The organism is Saccharolobus solfataricus (assembly GCF_900079115.1).
In the GTDB taxonomy this organism is placed as follows: Archaea; Thermoproteota; Thermoprotei_A; order Sulfolobales; family Sulfolobaceae; genus Saccharolobus; species Saccharolobus solfataricus.
In genome coordinates this window covers 1,790,996-1,805,435 of record NZ_LT549890.1, presented here as the reverse complement: position 1 = coordinate 1,805,435, position 14,440 = coordinate 1,790,996, and the positions used below count along the sequence as shown (strand labels likewise).

General features: G+C 35.3%; 13 protein-coding genes and 2 pseudogenes. 8 read left to right on the top strand and 7 right to left on the bottom strand.

All coding sequences use genetic code 11. The features are described 5' to 3' along the window. Positions 1–7: 7 nt before the first annotated feature. Positions 8–286 (top strand): transcription factor S4, encoded by a 279-nt coding sequence (tfs4, locus tag SSOP1_RS09680; RefSeq protein ID WP_010923647.1) that lies wholly within the window; start codon positions 8–10, stop codon positions 284–286. Here tfs4 and SSOP1_RS09675 read toward each other — a convergent pair. Further along, positions 283–690 (bottom strand): hemerythrin, encoded by a 408-nt coding sequence (locus SSOP1_RS09675; RefSeq protein WP_029552505.1) that lies wholly within the window; start codon positions 688–690, stop codon positions 283–285. The two genes, tfs4 and SSOP1_RS09675, sit on opposite strands and share 4 nt — an antisense overlap. A 65-nt stretch (positions 691–755) precedes the next feature. On the opposite strand from SSOP1_RS09675, the gene SSOP1_RS09670 reads away from it, so the two are divergent. Beyond that, positions 756–1,253: a hypothetical protein gene (locus SSOP1_RS09670; protein WP_009989002.1), complete on the top strand. Its 498-nt coding sequence runs from the start codon at positions 756–758 to the stop codon at positions 1,251–1,253. 10 nt (positions 1,254–1,263) lie between these two features. On the opposite strand, the gene SSOP1_RS09665 is transcribed toward SSOP1_RS09670, so the two are convergent. Beyond that, entirely contained in the window at positions 1,264–1,614 is a 351-nt protein-coding gene (locus tag SSOP1_RS09665; RefSeq protein ID WP_010923645.1) for a DUF4898 domain-containing protein, read from the bottom strand. Positions 1,615–1,829: 215 nt separating this feature from the next. Here SSOP1_RS09665 and SSOP1_RS09660 point away from each other — a divergent pair, with 215 nt between their 5' ends. Both SSOP1_RS09660 and SSOP1_RS09655 read left to right on the top strand, forming a co-directional pair. Then, positions 1,830–3,248, top strand: coding sequence for an MFS transporter (locus SSOP1_RS09660; RefSeq protein ID WP_009988999.1), 1,419 nt, complete (start codon positions 1,830–1,832; stop codon positions 3,246–3,248). 117 nt (positions 3,249–3,365) lie between these two features. Next, positions 3,366–3,668, top strand: a complete 303-nt coding sequence (locus tag SSOP1_RS09655) for a DUF4898 domain-containing protein (protein ID WP_009988998.1) — start codon at positions 3,366–3,368, stop codon at positions 3,666–3,668. Between the two features lie 29 nt (positions 3,669–3,697). Here the strand turns inward: SSOP1_RS09655 and SSOP1_RS09650 are convergent, their stop codons facing one another. Both SSOP1_RS09650 and SSOP1_RS09645 read right to left on the bottom strand, forming a co-directional pair. Then, positions 3,698–4,957, bottom strand: a complete 1,260-nt coding sequence (locus SSOP1_RS09650) for a Glu/Leu/Phe/Val family dehydrogenase (protein WP_009988997.1) — start codon at positions 4,955–4,957, stop codon at positions 3,698–3,700. A 310-nt stretch (positions 4,958–5,267) separates the two neighbouring features. Beyond that, positions 5,268–7,118 carry an APC family permease gene (locus SSOP1_RS09645; protein WP_009988995.1) on the bottom strand — a complete coding sequence of 617 codons (1,851 nt, stop codon included), beginning with the start codon at positions 7,116–7,118 and terminating at the stop codon, positions 5,268–5,270. A 394-nt stretch (positions 7,119–7,512) separates the two neighbouring features. Between SSOP1_RS09645 and SSOP1_RS09640 the strand changes: the two genes are divergently transcribed. After that, a complete protein-coding gene (locus SSOP1_RS09640; protein WP_009988993.1) occupies positions 7,513–8,979 on the top strand; it encodes an NCS1 family nucleobase:cation symporter-1 in 1,467 nt (488 codons plus the stop codon). Positions 8,980–9,016: 37 nt separating this feature from the next. Here the strand turns inward: SSOP1_RS09640 and SSOP1_RS09635 are convergent. Continuing rightward, positions 9,017–9,214: pseudogene (locus SSOP1_RS09635) on the bottom strand (AMP-binding enzyme); the annotation flags it as partial. A 254-nt stretch (positions 9,215–9,468) separates the two neighbouring features. Between SSOP1_RS09635 and SSOP1_RS09630 the strand changes: the two are divergent. Beyond that, a complete protein-coding gene (locus SSOP1_RS09630) occupies positions 9,469–10,434 on the top strand; it encodes a transposase (protein WP_063492824.1) in 966 nt (321 codons plus the stop codon). Between the two features lie 153 nt (positions 10,435–10,587). Here the strand turns inward: SSOP1_RS09630 and SSOP1_RS09625 are convergent, their stop codons facing one another. Together SSOP1_RS09625 and SSOP1_RS09620 are read right to left on the bottom strand one after the other, a co-directional pair. After that, complete coding sequence (locus SSOP1_RS09625) at positions 10,588–11,961, bottom strand: acetate--CoA ligase (RefSeq protein WP_010923641.1); 1,374 nt, start codon at positions 11,959–11,961, stop codon at positions 10,588–10,590. Positions 11,962–12,014: 53 nt separating this feature from the next. Then, a pseudogene (locus SSOP1_RS09620) lies at positions 12,015–12,545 on the bottom strand (amidohydrolase family protein); the annotation flags it as partial. Positions 12,546–12,835: 290 nt separating this feature from the next. Here SSOP1_RS09620 and SSOP1_RS09615 point away from each other — a divergent pair. Further along, complete coding sequence (locus SSOP1_RS09615) at positions 12,836–13,348, top strand: hypothetical protein (RefSeq protein WP_009992024.1); 513 nt, start codon at positions 12,836–12,838, stop codon at positions 13,346–13,348. Positions 13,349–13,604: 256 nt separating this feature from the next. Beyond that, a complete protein-coding gene (locus SSOP1_RS17695) occupies positions 13,605–14,405 on the top strand; it encodes an FkbM family methyltransferase (RefSeq protein ID WP_009992023.1) in 801 nt (266 codons plus the stop codon). The last annotated feature ends 35 nt before the right edge of the window (positions 14,406–14,440 follow it).

Sequence of the window (14,440 nt, the reverse complement as noted above, 5' to 3'; positions counted from 1 at the left end):
TCTAGATATGCGTTTTTGCCCTAAATGTGGTTCTTTCTTGAAGGTAAAAGGTAACAAAATGGTTTGTAGTAAGTGTGGGTATTCTGATCATGATGTAGAGAAAGTAATATTAAAGGAGAATGTAGCTCATGAAAATGATAAGACAATAATTGCAGATGGCGAAACCATAGAAGGTAGAGTTGCTATCTCACTCTGTCCTAGATGTGGTTCAGTAAGAGCTATATTGCTTAATAAAAAGAAAAGGCTGTATAGATGCATGACGTGCAATTTTGTCTATAACATTTAGAAATTTCTTATATCTATACCAGTGGCTTTTTGATAATTTTCAAAACCATATTGTTCAATTATATCCAAGACTAGATCTTTTTTCTCCTTTACCTTAGGAAAGATATATTTCTCCTCATTTAAGTTATGATCTAACACTATCTTCACATATCTGGGTACCCAATCTTTTCTCTTCTCCTTTATTATTGAGTCCCCATACTTCTCAATTAGTTTATGATCATTCGAATAAGGCCTGGCTTCTGGTATATCCTTAAAGACGTATAAGTCCTCCATCTTAGCGTGAACATTAACTATAAAGTTATGTAGGGCTTCCAATTCCTGCCAGAAATCGCCAATTTTTTCTAAAAAATAGAATCTTATCCTAAATACACCATGTTCGAATTTAAGGAGTTCTATTATATCCATAATTTTCATTAATCTTGGGATATTAAAAAAACTTATATTAAGGGGAGTAAAGTGTAGAAACAATAATGAGATTTTTATTACTTCTAATACTAGCAATTATTGCAGTAATTTCGAAAACGTTTATGTTGGGCAATTACATAATACGCGTTAACGTAAACCAGAATTTTCCGTTAGTTCAAGATGTTGAGAACTCCACGATTGGTATAAAATTTATAATAAGTGTAAAGAATTTTACAATAGAGCCTCAAACAATTGGGGGATTATTAGCAATAAAGAATGGCACGAATTTCTCTGAAATAATAGCACCTTATTATATTATTAACAGTACATTTTTAATAATTTATAATGGAAGTTATTATGCAAATATTACTATAAGCTCTGTACAAGTTAACGATAATGGCAATTTTGATAAAAGCCTTACAAATATCTCATTAATACCTACTTATTCGTCATCATTAACCTTAAACACTTTTTATAATAATAGGGTTATTGTGATGGTGTTAGTTGCAATATTTTCATTAGGTCTATATATACTTTTGCAAAATAGGAAGAAGAAAAAATAAGGAAAAAAGATTAGGCAAGGGAACTGGAAGGTTCCTTTACTTCTTCTTTCTTACTTACCGATTTTAATCCGATTACTATCATTGATTTCGGGGGTAACTTTGATGAGATATAGCAAGAGACTTCTAAAGCGTCCTTAGCCCTAGCTAAACTCTCCTTAATTAGCTTAATCGGCAAATCAGAAGAGATTACTACGAAATATTTTATACTATCCGGAAGGAACGTGGTAAAGAATTTTTCGAAGTTCGATATAAGTTTCACGTTTATAAGGTATATATGTCTTATATCTTCTTTATTTAAAAGCTTTAATAAGTCATCGTCAAGATAGTCTCCAAGTTCTTTAACACTCAACTTCTTCATCATGTATAATCTGTTTAAAGTTATATATTAATTTAACTTCTTTAGTTGTTTCTAGTAATAATGGAGACTTACGACTAGACTATTTCTTACTGGGAAATTCTATCTAGCTTCTTAAACTCCTAAAAGCTATCTTTTCACATTTTTGTAAGCTATTTCTCAACGTCTATTGAAAAAGATATATCGAAAAATTTATTTGCCTTTACAATGTTCTTTACTCTATGGATCCAAAAGGAACCATGCGTACTTTAATTACCCTCACTCTCATGCTAACTTTAGTAAATTACGTAGAGACAATGGTTATACCTGCGTTACCGAAAATTGAAGATCAGTTCTCTACCACAGCAACAACTGTTGCGTGGGTTACATCAGCTTATCTTATAGTTGGTGCAATTGCATCGCCGCTTTTTGGAAAGCTAGGTGATAGGTATGGAAAGAAGAAAGTTTATCTCTTATCTATTGGCTTTTATTCGCTAGCCGTATTATTAGCTGGGTTCTCAACAAACATCTACTTTTTAATTTTCGCTAGGGCGATTCAAGGATTAGGTTATGCAACGTTTCCTCTTGCGATAGCGATTATAACTGACCTATTTCCCAAAGAGAGAGTAGCCTGGGCTCAAGGTATTTTAAGTGCTACACTTGCAGCCGGCCCAGCCTTAGGACTATTAGTTGGTTCCTATATAGTTCAAGATCTGGGATGGCCTTATGCATTTCATACTGCGTTTATATTATCGATAATTTTGGTAATAGTTTCCGCAAAGTACATAGTCGAAATACCCCAGAAGACTAAGGAGAAGATAGATTATTTAGGAGCTACGTTCCTTATGTTAACAGTGGTTCCGTTATTAGTATACTTATCTAACGGTCCTAACGTCGGTTGGACTTCAACTAGTCAATTCTTATTAATTGTAATTTCAATAATAGCATTTCCCATATTTTTATGGGTAGAGGGAAGAACCAACGAACCCTTGATGAGACTTGATCTATTTAGAATAAGGAATATAATGGTCGCAAATATAGCTGGGTTAATATCTGGAGCTGGAATGTTTTTAATGTTTACGGGACTAGTTTACTATCTTCAATTGCCTAAGCCTTATGGACTAGGCTTATCAATAATAGAGTCTGGGCTCTTAATGGCACCGGTAGCATTAGTGATGATGATTGTTGGACCAATAGTAGGTAGGTTAATTAACAATATTGGTCCTAAGCCATTACTTATGATAGGTTCTATAATTAGCATTGTTGGCTATTTACTTCTAGATACTTTTAGGTATAGCATATATGAGGTGGTAGTTGATGTCATGATAACTGCTGTAGGATTAGTCAATATTATGATTCCATTAGTTAACATGGTTGCCGTATCTTTACCAGAGGAGCAAAGGGGAATAGGAATAGGTATGAACACTTTAATAAGAACCATCGGAAGTTCAATTGGTCCAGTAATCTCAACTGTGTTTATGGACACTTATACTACTTGGATAATATATGACTTTAATAACCAAATTGTACCAGTAGCTCAAGTGCCGTCTTATTCAGCTTTTCATTACATGTATACTGCTGCAGTTGGTATAATGTTCCTAAATCTTATAGTGGCTCTATTCACCAGAAATTACGTAATTAAGGCAGGGCAGCATGCGTAAACTTTCTACTTATTTTTTCTATTTAAGGATTGCACTACAAATTGTATAAATTATACATATTCCTAATCATGGATTATACATAAATGCTTATTACTGTAGAAAATTATTGTATATGCAATGACGGCTTTTCCAATTGATAAGTTATCAGAATACATTGAGGATAACTTAATTGAAATGATAGGTAAAAGTGGAAGTGTGAAATTCGTTAAGTACGTTAGTCCCGGTCTGATAGTTGATGCCCAAAAATTTTTCAAAACCTTTATACCGTTTGCTAAGTATTACGTAGTGATAGTGCCAGCTGATATAAACAACGATAAAGTAAAAGACGAACTTATATCCATGGCTAAAAGTAGCTTTAATTTTACAATTCTTTATTCTTATAAGCTTAAGGACAGACTTTTAATAGTAGGTTACGAGTAAAAGGAAAGAGATAAGGATAAAAAAGAGTGTTATAATATGCCCCTAGCTTTCATAGCTCTTACTACTCTGTCTACTGCCAATGCCATTGCAGCAGTTCTTAGGTCATGATCTTCTAGCTTCTTCTGATGATAATCATATAGCGTATTGAAGGCATTATTCATTCTATCGACTATAAGTTTCTTAGCTTCCTCATCGCTTATTATCTCTCCCATTTTATTATTAGCCCATTCCACATAACTCCCAACAACTCCACCAGCATTGGCGAGTATATCTGGTACAACTGCTATTCCCCTCTGTCTCATTATTTCATCAGCATCTGCTGTCAACGGACCATTTGCACCTTCTACAATAAGCTTTGCCTTAACCTTCGGAGCATTGAACTTGTTTATGACGTTTTCAAGGGCAGCTGGAATTAATATATCACAATCCGATATTAACAATTCCTCATTGGTTACCTTCCTTCCCTCAGGATAATTTATCACACTTCCAGTTTTCTCCTTTATCTCAATAGCCTTTCCAACATCTATTCCTTTCTCATTAATTACTCCACCTTTAGAATCGCTAACTCCAACTATTTTAGCTCCCATTTCACTTAGGAACTTACCTGCATAATACCCAACATTTCCAAAACCTTGAATTATGACTCTAGCCTCCTCAACCCCTCCTATAAACTTATTTGCAGCTTCCTTAGCTATGGTAGCAACTCCAAGTCCAGTACTATATAACCTAACCCCTATTCCACCCAGCTCTACCGGCTTCCCAGTGAACACTGCGAAATCAACTTTTCCGGTTATCTTTATGTACTCATCCAGGAACCAAGCCATGGTTTGTGAATCTGTATTTACATCTGGGGCTGGGATATCCAATTCACTACCCAAATATTTATAAATAGCTTGAATGTACTTTCTGGATAATTGTTCTAATTCTTCCCTAGTTAACTTTTTGGGGTCTACTCTAACTCCACCCTTTCCTCCTCCATATGGCAATAACAATAACGAGTTCTTCCACGTCATTATCATAGATAGTGCTTCTACCTCATCTTGCGTAACATTAGGATGATATCTCACTCCTCCCTTATAGGGACCTAGGGCGGAGTTGTGTTGACTCCTCCACCCCATAAATGTCTTTAATTTACCGTCAGAACCCCTAATTTGTATCTTAACTTGAATTATTCTCTCGGGCTGAGAAAGTGTCTCTAAAGTTTCATTATCAAGGCCCAACAACTCTCCGACTTTATATAACTTTTTCACTTGTTGAGTATATAGACTCGAACTTAGAACTTCTTCCATCAATATAAATTCGTTTTCCCAGAATAAAAATTTATTCCAACACAGCTTTAAAATTTTCTTAACTCACAATTTTCTTTAGGTGAAAAAGTCAAAACGATATAAAAAAGGAATTTATTAATTGATATGCTAGCAAAATGTAATAAATGATTTTTAGTTATTATGTGTTTTTGAAAATTGTTTTATAAAGTCCAAGCCATTATAATAAATAATTTCTACTTTTCATTATTTCAGTGTGATTTATCGATCTAAAATAAGGTATAGTTTCTTGATTAAAAAGTTTTCATTAGGATTCGTAATAGCATTATTTCAATTAATCTCTTCTCTCCTTCTGATCCTCAATAATTTCCTCTATTTCCTTGGTTCTGAAACCGCTTAAAACTGCTAGATAATGGAATATTAGACCTACTATCGAAATTATTGCAATATCATAAGGAAATTCTATAGGAGCAGAGCTACCCAATGGTCCAAACTCACTGAGATAACTAATAATGTAAATTGTAAAAATTAAGCCCATAAGCCAAAATCCACTCCTCAAGTGTACTTTCCCATTATCGTTTATAGTTAGATAAGCTACTACCAAGGGCACCAATTCCATCAATATGAATAAAACGAAGTATAACATAGGACTATCGTTATTCAAAACTAGGTTATAATAACCAAAAATGGTTAATGCGATATTTACAATTAGCTGTGTTATTCCCAAGCTAACACCAACCCACTTCTTTAGTCCTAGAACCTTTACAGCATAATTTACCCAGAAGATTGGAATTCCAATAAATAAAATTGATACGATATAAAACAATGTTGTAAACCCTGCCCAATACACTATTAACAATGAAACTATTGTAGCTACTGGAGCTACTAGACTTGCCCATGGTATCTTAATTCCTCTCTTTAAATCGGGAGCAGTCTTCCTCAACGTTTGTAAACCTATTCCACCCATAATATACGTAAGTACGGTAGCTGAGGAGTTGAATCCAACTAACAAATACCAACTTGGAAACGGAAGTAGGAATATTATACTTGCTATTAAGGATCCAACCAAGGACCATATAGGAATCCTATAGCTATTTAATTTCTTAAATATTGATGGAAAATATTCTTCTGCTGATAGGCCATAAAGCGTTCTAGCTGATGTCCCAGTATAGACTAATCCAGTTCCAGTGGGAGATAGAATTGCATCTATTAATAGTACGTATCCCCAGGCTCCAGTCACTGCTATGCCCTCAGCTTCCAGCTCGCTGTAAAATGGACTATTAGCCCACTTACTATTTAGCAATGCTGACCAATTGCCGGGGGTTATTCTAGCAGATTCCCAATTTATTGCACCTATAAAGGCTATTTGTAGGAAAGTGTAAATTAGTATGGCAATTACTATTGAGAGAATTATGGCTCTCCATACGTTCTTTTCTGGATTTTTAGCCTCTCCAGAGTACTCTATTGGTTGTCTAAACCCTAAATATGAGTAAATTATCCCAGCCGAGGGTATCGCATACAGCATACCAACTGGACCTACGTAATTAGATGCAACACTTTGTGGGAATATTCCTCCATAATTTGTAAAGTTATTTGATTTAAATGCAAAAAATAGTAATATAAATGTAACAACCGGTATGATCAGCTTCCAAACTGTTATAGCCGAGTTCGTTTTCCCTAAGATCTTTATGCCATAATAATTTATTACGAAATAGATAAATAATAGAAGGATTGAAAGAAGTAATCCGGGAAGCGTTAATACAGTAACTTGTGTGCCGTTAACAACTGTTGAGTTAGTAAGCAATTTACTCAAAGTAGGGTTCACACTAGTCAAGTATTCAATCGTTGCCAAAGCCTCTATAGAAGGTGTAGAGATCGCCGAGAGAAGATATAGGAACGCTATGACAAATCCGGTGTAACTTCCGTGGGAATAAAATGGATATCTTACTATCCCTCCAGTTTTAGGTATAGAACTTCCGAGTTCGGCGTAAGCTAACCCTATAAACATTACCATTATCCCAGCTATTGTCCAAGAGAAAACTCCAGAAGGTCCAGCTAAGGATGCTACGCTTAGGGAAGCTAGTAACCAACCTGAACCTATCATTGCACTTAAAGATAAAAAGGTCAGATCTAAGAGACTTAACTCTTTCCTTAGCAACTTATCTGAGTTGGTAACGCTTGTCATACCATTTATTTACGAACTAAGAAAGGTCTTTTTATAGTTACATCTAAAGAAGCATACTGTAATCGTACAGTTTAATGAGTAATGATTTCGTAATTCGCAAATGTGCGATAGAATTCTTAATAAACTGGCAACCTATGGAGAGATGAACTAGTACCGATTCTCAATTTTTTCTCAGAATTATTATATGTCAAAAAACATACTGCATAAATAATGTATATATAATACCATATAAGTCCTTTTCCCTCTTATCTAATTACGTCAATTCTAGTAAATTAGGGAAATATAATTAAAGAATATTGGAGAATTTTGGTATTTCCTAGTTCATAATTAGATTAAAAATACTTCACCTTTTAATCAGTTTAATTTATATACCGCTCTTTAGCAATACTGAAAGATGTCAGATCAAGAAATAAATCACGTTAATTTGGACCTAACAGAATATAATCAAGGAAGAGCTGTAGTACCAGACAACTACTACAATCCAAATATAGCGCCCCTCTCTAAAAACTCAAAAACGTGGACATGGGTAAATTACACTACAATATGGGCTGGGATGATTCATAACGTCCCTGCATTCATGCTTGCTGGGTTATTAACGTTTGAGTTCGGTCCGCTAATAGCCTTAACTGTTATTGCAATAGCATATTTCACTTTGCTAATAGCGTTATATTTAAATGGGCACATTGGTGTAAAATGGGGAGTCCCATTTCCCTCGTCAATTAGACCAATGTTTGGAATAAGGGGTGCTAGAATACCAGTAATAATGAGGGCAATTTCAGCATTGTTTTGGTTCTCAGTTGAGACCTATGCCGGTGGTCTAATTTTAGACGCTCTCATCTCAATCTTTTACCCATTATGGTCAACGTTCTCAGTAAACCTCTTAGGAATGCCACTCCATATGGCGCTTTCGTTCTTCCTCTTTTGGTTACTTAATGTATTAGTCTTGTTTAAAGGAATGGATGAGATAAAGAAGTTCGAACTAATTGCTGGTCCCTTGGTAATAATAATTTTAGGGGGACTAATGATTCACGTAGCTACCCTTGCAAATGGCCTATCACCATTGTTTCAAATAAAGGCCAGTAACGTTTCGTTACCTAATATAGCCTTAGGGATATCCACAATGGCGGGATTTTGGGCAACTTTGGTCTTGAACATTCCGGACTTTACGAGATTCTCTAGAAGCCAAAAGGATCAATTAATAGGACAAGCTATTGGTCTGCCTATACTTACGTTGCTTTTCAGCTTCATAGCAGTTGGTTTAACGTCTGCAGTAATTTACATTTACAATATTCCAAGTAGTGAGGCGATTAATTACGTTAATCCGGTTAATATAATGTTCCTATTTACTAATAATCCTTACATAACGTTAGTTCTTGGAATTAGTCTTGTTATTGCGACAATCTCAGTAAACGTTGCCGCAAACATTGTATCACCCGTTTATGATTTGATAAGCTTATTCCCGAAGAGACTAAACACTTGGTCAAAATCTGCTATTGTGTCTGCAATTCTAGGTTTACTCTACTCACCATGGTTATGGTATAACAATGCTTCAAGTATAGAAAATGTAATAAATTTAATTGGTGCTGGACTAGGTTCTGTCGCTGGAGTTATGATAGCTCACTACTGGATTTTAGAAAAAACTGAAATTAAACTAGCAGAGCTATTTAAGCCAAATGGAAGGTATTGGTATGTATCGGGTTATAATATTAATGCATTAATTGCAATGGTAATAGGGTTTTCTGTTCCAGTAATAGGGTTTCTAGTTCCTCAGTTAGCTTTGCTATACGACTACGGCTGGTATTTAGGACTATTTTTGAGTTTAATGATATACTTAGGTTTAGAGAAAAAGAGAATAACATAATGCATATACGAAATTAATAAGGCAAATTAAAGGATTTTTATTTCTTTCTTAATAAATATCTCTGTATTTTACCGCTCTCGGTTTTAGGAAGCTTATCCACAAAATCAACCTTCTCAAGATGTACATGTCTAGAGTATTTGCTATTAACGAAATTAATGATCTCTTTCTTCAATTCCTCACTAGGCGTATATCCACTTTTAAGTACAATATAAGCGTGTAATACATGTCCCCGTATCAGTGGTGTTTCACCAATTTTACTCAAAATGATACAATTTCTATGGAAGAGAAAAATATCAGAGCGGAGTTAGAAAAATCGGCTTATTTCAACACAAGAAGCAAAAAATTTTCATATTTGTTGAAGAAACTAACAGAAAACGAGTTTATATATAAAGAGTAATACCATTTGTCTAGTATTATCAATAGAGGAAAGTAGGTGGAAGGACGAGATGAACAAGAAAAGGTTAAAGCGAGGGACTCCATAACTCCGTTATGCAAACCATGATATTACCCAAAACGGAGCTGAAGTCCCTCGCTATAACTTTAGCAACAAACAATATTAACGTTATCTCTCAAGATCTAGACCCGGAAATAGTGAAAGCAGCACCATCCTTGCTAACCGGAAACAGAGGAAAATACTACTTGAAGGTAGTAAGACGAGGCGAGAAAGTAATTAGTAAAGGTCAGAGAACCTTCAAGTTCTACCCAATCTACAGAGAAGTAAAGGGAGAGATCAACGTAGTCGCTGTAGATGAGACCGGATTAACCGTGGGAGAAAAGGAACAAGAAAAAGCAGAGGGCTTTCTACTCTACAACTGGAAGAGAAAAGGAGTAAAGATGAGATCCTTGGACCTCGTATATCCCTTAAGGTTACCCCTCCTAGTGGAGGTAGCAGATTTGAGAAGCGACAGTCCATCACAGTTCCTACTCAGGAGCGTGAGGGAAGTAAGCCAATACATGGAAATAGATTACGTTGTAGCTGACGCCGGATTCTTGAACCTAGGGGTCATCAAGGAAATGCCCGTGAAGACCATTGTGAGAGGAAAGTCGAACTTGAAGGGATTCAAGGAACTATCTAACGTTCCATTAGTTGAGAAGAGATATGAGGTTAAGGACAAGGTTTACGTTGCGTATAGGGTCTTGGAATTTGAAGGGCTTTATTATTACGATGTGGTTTACGTTAAGGGGAAGCCGAGGCACTTCATCTTCGTGACGAACTTCGAGGGAGATCCCTATGAACTGGCTGAACTCTATAGGTTGAGGTGGCAGGTTGAGGAGGGTTTTAAGGTTAGGAAGGCAAGGATAAGGTATGTTAGGAAGTTGAGTAATAAGATCTTCTTGTTCCTCTATTACACGGTTCTGGATTCTGCGTGGAATCTAGTGAATCATCTTCTCTTTAACTTCAAGTCCACGTGTAAGAAGGTTTTGTCCTTCGATTCATTCGTCAAGCTTCTCTAACTTTCTCGGTGTTCAGAGGAGACTATGCACGTCGTTTTCACCACGTGAGAAAAATTCAGAATTCTCCTCTTATTATTAGAATTGTACGCTATATTTTTTGCAAATTATTTTAACATGTTATGTTTCATAATAATTTTATTGTTTTTCTCTATATCAATCTCTTTTTGAAAGGACTAATATTATATCTTTCAAATGAAATAATTTGGTGAAACACCACTGTCCCCGTATTGGATCTTCGTCGGCAACAACAGCCGACTCTAGTACTGCGGGAAATTCTAGAAGTACGCTCTCAACTTCAAATGGTCCAACCCTATAACCGGATACCTTAACCACATCATCCTTCCTTCCAACAAACCAGAAATATCCTTCCTCATCCTTATACGCGTTGTCACCGGTTAAGTACCAATCGCCTCTAAATGACTCCTTGGTCTTCTCAGGATTATTTAAATATCCTAAGAAGTGAAAACCCGGTGAATCCCTTTTGACAGCTATAGTATCCTCTATTACATCTATCTCATAACCGGGAGCTGGTAGTCCCATACTCCCTATTTTTATTTTTGTTTCATATCCCCAGCCGTTGTAAACAACCATTCCAACTTCGGTTTGTCCGTAATGATCTTTGATAGTAACATTGTAATTGTCCATAAACCATCTTATAACTTCTGGGTTAAGTGGTTCACCAGCAGAACTAGCTCTTTCTAATACTAAATCATATTTCCTCTTAATCGTTCCAGCTATCATCCTATATGCCGTGGGTGCGAAGGCAAAATTAGTAACCTTTTTCTCCTCCATAAACTCCATTGTCCTCTCCGGGTTAAACGGCTCGTCAAGGAAAATAACGGTCTTTCCGAACATCAGTGGTCCTATTATACCATAATACAATCCATAAGCCCATCCAGGATCTGCAGGGTTCCAAAATACGTCACTATCCCTAATACCTATACCATATTTCATGTAAACATAAGTGTTGAGTAATAATCTCTTAGCGATTAGCGCTCCTTTAGGCGCTCCAGTAGTACCAGAAGTGTATAGTAAAACTATTGGGTCATCCCAATTTATCTTTTCAATATTCTTCAATTCACCATAACTTAATAATTCATCGAACTTGGAGAAAGGTATCGCGTCACTTACCTTATCCTTTTGATCATCTTGGTAAAAGATAACTTTTGGCTTTGCATCCCTAGTCCTCATCTTAATCGCTTCCGGTCCAAATGCAGTGAATAATGGCTGATAAATTGCTCCCAGAGAGAACGTTGCCAAAAGTACTATAACTTGTTCTATTTTCTTTGAAGCCAATACAGCTATCACGTCTCCCTTCTTAACGTCATGGAACTCTCTTAAATATAAGGCAAGTCTTAACGCCTTTCTTTTAAGATCTGAGAAGCTTATGTCCTCTACAACGTCCTTAGTGAACCTTTTAATTGCTATGCCATCGTGAGAAGTCAACACGTCTAGTGGGTTCTTATCTAAAAATTTAATTACCTCATTCCATGAAAAACTCCTTCTAACTTCTTCATAACTCACCATAGGTTAACTATACATTCAAAACTTAAAAGACTTTATAAAAAGAGAAGATAAACTTAATCTTTAATTAACTTATTCTTCACTACCAATCTTCCGCTTTGAATTACACGAGTTACCTTAGATATTTCCTCACATTTTGCGTAGGATCGCTATTAATAATTATGATGTCAGCATCTCTTCCAATCTCTATACCAACAACGTTGATTCCAATAGCTATTTCGAGCGTCATAAGTTGAAACTCTTAAAGCCTCAACTGGAGACAGTCCTCCTCTTTCAACAAGGAACACAGTCTCCATCCTATTCTTCCCCATATCAATCTCTTCCAAATCAGGTCTCAAAGCCCAGATCAGTACCGCTTATTATCACAACCCCATACTCCTTAGCCTTTCTAACAACATTTGCAATACTCTCCCTTACGGAAATGATCTTTTGAAGTCTCTACTCATCAACTCCAATCTGTTTACCATTTTTGAATATTAACTCTTGAATTGTCAATGTTGGGGTTAAGGTTACGTTATCTCCCTCATTAACTTTAGCGTCTCGTCCTTAAGTAAGGTACCGTGTTCTAACGTTTTTATCCCAGCCTGTCACTACCGCGATTGGAACTTTAGTTTCTTCCTTCATATCTTACTAATCGTTTTTTACTCATTAAAACTTAAACATTAATCTATGAAAATGAATAGAATTTTCCAATATAGTCAAAAAGTTTCTAGTTAAACGAAATACAAAATCTAAAAGTCTCGTTATTTTTATCGAGATACTTTTCAACTAAATTTCATTATAGATGATTCCAACTACCTTGAATTTATGAACAAAAGCCTCTAACCTATCTAAGCTGTTGGAAATTATTCAACATAACTATAGGAAATACCTCAAAATGGTCGATATAGCTAAATGTTTTAAAGGAGTAGAAGACTTTATCACGAGTAGCGCTAAGAATAAAAGATGGGAAAAACTTTGGAATATTATTAAAGAGTGCGAAAAGATCAATTTTTTCGAATTAAATATCGAAACGTTAATTGGCAGATGCGTTAGAGGAGAATTAGAAGTATGTGAGAAACTAGGGCTTAATAATGAGCAACTTAAAAAGTTAGTAGAAAACCCTTACGTTGTAAATTTCTCATTTATAATGGTAGATATATTCATAAAGGAATTCTTAGACTTGATTCTTATAACATCCTACTTAGAACCTTTAAATACGATAACAAGATATAGTATCTCGTCCGAATCTAAGCAGAGTGAAAAGGAACTATTAGATGATGCGGTAGAGAATCAAGATAAAATTATGTCCTTCCTTGAAGTAAAAGTACAAGTAGTAAAGAATTTGATTGAGAATAACGAGTTTGTAGAGAATCTTAACCAACTGTATGAGATTTTGGGAAGCGGATAATCTCAGAAATAAATGGAGCTAAAGTATCAACGATTGTCGTCTCTATCATCTTTTACAAGTTCCGCTTATGATGAATAGTAACCGTGAGATTTTAATCTATATAGGTTAAGGGGCTATTCACCCTTACGGAAGGAGACTTTCTCCACCTTAATTACCATTGAAGTTAGACTCGTGGGATGTTAATAAGACTTTGTCGGTGAAAAAAAAAAATTAATGTTTAAGGATTAAGGGAGTTAATGGAAGAGGTTGATCTGATTTGAGGATAGAGGAGTTAAAACCTAAACCTCCATCACTTAAAGAATACCTTAAGGTTAAACCTTTAGGCTTTTCATCCGGATTATTTTTATATTATATCTACTTAAAAACTTACATTAACTTGAGATATTTTAACAGATTTCCTAAAATAAATGAAGGATATACTAAACTGTTAAAGGTAAAATATGATGGCATGTATTGGTACGTAAGGAAGGAAAACCTTGTCCACGATATTTGGATTATACTGCTTCACAATGAACCAGAGGTTAGGAAGTGGATTAGCTTCGAGAAGGATATGATATTCGTTGACGTCGGAGCTTATATAGGTTCATATACCATAAGGGCTGGAATAAGGGGTGCAAATGTTATTGCTTTTGAACCCAATCCTGTTTCCTTTAAAATCCTAGAGCTTAACGTTAAGGAAAACGAGATAGAAAGCAAGGTTAAACTTTTCAATAATGCGGTATGGAGTAGATCTGGTAAAATCGAACTATTTGCTAATAATGATATGACTTCAGCCTATAATAACAAGGGCAATAAGATTGTCGTTAATGCAATTGCTTTGGACTCTCTCAACTTAAAGAGGGTAAATCTATTAAAGGTTGACGTTGAGGGTGCAGAGTTGGAAGTATTAAAAGGAGCCATGAATACTTTAGATGTAACTGATAAAATTTTGATAGAAGTTAGGAAGGAATTCGAGAGAAATATAGACGATTTATTACGAAGTAAGGGATTTAAATTATCAAAGGTCGACACAACTTATGATAGTATTGGAAATTTCTTATACGAGAAATCTTCATAACACTTATTAGCTAAATAGAGCTCTCTTTATATATT

Excerpts from the sequence above, each read along its gene's own strand:
- tfs4 (WP_010923647.1), top strand. The coding sequence starts at position 8 with ATGCGTTTTTGCCCTAAATGTGGTTCTTTCTTGAAGGTAAAAGGTAAC.
- SSOP1_RS09675 (WP_029552505.1), bottom strand. The coding sequence starts at position 690 with ATGGATATAATAGAACTCCTTAAATTCGAACATGGTGTATTTAGGATA.
- SSOP1_RS09670 (WP_009989002.1), top strand. The coding sequence starts at position 756 with ATGAGATTTTTATTACTTCTAATACTAGCAATTATTGCAGTAATTTCG.
- SSOP1_RS09665 (WP_010923645.1), bottom strand. The coding sequence starts at position 1,614 with ATGATGAAGAAGTTGAGTGTTAAAGAACTTGGAGACTATCTTGACGAT.
- SSOP1_RS09660 (WP_009988999.1), top strand. The coding sequence starts at position 1,830 with ATGGATCCAAAAGGAACCATGCGTACTTTAATTACCCTCACTCTCATG.
- SSOP1_RS09655 (WP_009988998.1), top strand. The coding sequence starts at position 3,366 with ATGACGGCTTTTCCAATTGATAAGTTATCAGAATACATTGAGGATAAC.
- SSOP1_RS09650 (WP_009988997.1), bottom strand. The coding sequence starts at position 4,957 with ATGGAAGAAGTTCTAAGTTCGAGTCTATATACTCAACAAGTGAAAAAG.
- SSOP1_RS09645 (WP_009988995.1), bottom strand. The coding sequence starts at position 7,118 with ATGACAAGCGTTACCAACTCAGATAAGTTGCTAAGGAAAGAGTTAAGT.
- SSOP1_RS09640 (WP_009988993.1), top strand. The coding sequence starts at position 7,513 with ATGTCAGATCAAGAAATAAATCACGTTAATTTGGACCTAACAGAATAT.
- SSOP1_RS09630 (WP_063492824.1), top strand. The coding sequence starts at position 9,469 with ATGCAAACCATGATATTACCCAAAACGGAGCTGAAGTCCCTCGCTATA.
- SSOP1_RS09625 (WP_010923641.1), bottom strand. The coding sequence starts at position 11,961 with ATGGTGAGTTATGAAGAAGTTAGAAGGAGTTTTTCATGGAATGAGGTA.
- SSOP1_RS09615 (WP_009992024.1), top strand. The coding sequence starts at position 12,836 with ATGGTCGATATAGCTAAATGTTTTAAAGGAGTAGAAGACTTTATCACG.